This window comes from Flavobacterium sp. LMO8 (assembly GCF_009495755.1).
GTDB lineage: Bacteria > Bacteroidota > Bacteroidia > Flavobacteriales > Flavobacteriaceae > Flavobacterium.
Genome location: NZ_WIBJ01000018.1, coordinates 1 through 1651 on the forward strand (window position 1 = coordinate 1; position 1651 = coordinate 1651).

General features: G+C 29.9%; 2 protein-coding genes. Both read right to left on the reverse strand.

What is annotated here, in order from left to right:
- A partial coding sequence (locus GFJ94_RS02810; protein WP_162523779.1) for a LamG domain-containing protein occupies window positions 1–949 on the reverse strand: 949 nt, incomplete at its 3' end.
- Window positions 950–1187: 238 nt separating this feature from the next.
- The coding region (locus GFJ94_RS02815; protein ID WP_153200077.1) for a T9SS type A sorting domain-containing protein at window positions 1188–1651 on the reverse strand (464 nt) is incomplete at its 5' end.

Sequence of the window (1651 nt, forward strand, 5' to 3'; positions counted from 1 at the left end):
TTACACCTGAACTAAATAAAACACCATTTTTATATACTTTCGCTGTTGTTCCATCATAAGTACAAACATAATGTATCCAAGTATTGTTTGTATTTGTATCTGCTGTTTCTAAATTAGCTCCTGCATTAGCAAAGTAAAGTGTTGTTGTTGGTCTAAAAGCTAGTCCGTTGCCATTTGCTGAATTTCCATAATGAAACACATAATTAATTTGACTATTAAGAACATTCGATTTTGCCCACACAGAAATTGTTCTACTTGTAGAGTTGTAAGGTAGTCCTAAAATAGTTGCAAATGTTCCTTGATTAATTATTCTAAGTGCTCCTGATATATTTCCATGTCTGTCTGTTGTAAATGTAGTATTTGCATTTGCTTGAAATGGATTAGCCCCTAAAATATTATTATATGTATTATCAAAATTATATTCTGCTATGGTACCTGTTGGTAAAGAACCTGTTTGAACCGCACTAAAATCGTCAATAAAAGTAGTTGTATCGCCGCTTGTTCTATTAATTTGCATTCTAAATTTTACTGAGCTTCCTGCTGGAATAACACCAGTAGAAATGTACCCATTTAACGGCACACAACTTGTACTAAAAGAAGATGTATTTATAACTTCTGTCCATGTTCCACTTCCGTTAACTTCATAATAAATCCTAAAAATTCCAACAAAAGCTCCAATAGTCCTTTTATAATTAAAAGACACATTAATCTGACCCCCATCAGATATATAAGACGAGGTAGTAAGTTGACGAAAAGTAGAACTTGCACTTAAAGCTCCGTAAAATGAAAAATTCCCGTTACAAGCAGCGGGCGAACTATTATATAAAGAAAAACCTATTGAGCCCCAACCAGCTGGAATAGCTCCAGATTCAAATCCTTCAACCACATTGATTTGCGCATTTCCAAAAGAAAATACAAAAAAGAAAAATAATAGTAATCTTGTTTTCATAATATTATAGTTTTAAAAGTTTGAAACAAAAATACTTGAGTGAAATTATCTTTTTAATAGTGAGTTTACCAAACCCCGTTTTCAGTTAACGAAAGCATAAAATAAAAAAAGCACTCCTAAGAGTGCTTCCTTATTATTAAAAAAACAAATTAAAAACGAATGTAAATAGAGAAGTATATAAAACAAACAATAACAACTCTAATTTGTATTCTTCTAATTTTGATTGCTTCATAATTTATTATTTAATTACTATTTTCTTAGTTGCAATGTTATTATCTGCATCTTGAATACGAACCATGTACATTCCTGCAGCTAAATCTGAAACATTGATTTGTTTTTGATTAGAAGACAATACTTTTTGCCCTTGAATGTTATAAATTTCTACAGTTTGAATATCTAATGCTGTTTCAATGTTTAAAATATCGTTTACAGGATTAGGATATAAAGCAACTTCTAGGTTGTTTAAATTAAAATTCTCTGAAGTCAAAGTGTTGTTAGTGTATAAGCTAGAAATTTCTGTTGCGTTTAAAGCCCAATTGTAAATTTTTAGGTCGTCAATTGCGCCATTAAAATAGTTATAACCATTACTTTCTGTTAATCCAAGTTTAAAATAATTTAAATTATTTATTGTATTAAAAGCTTTTACACCTGAACTAAATAAAACACCATTTTTATATACTTTCGCTGTTGTTCCATCATAAG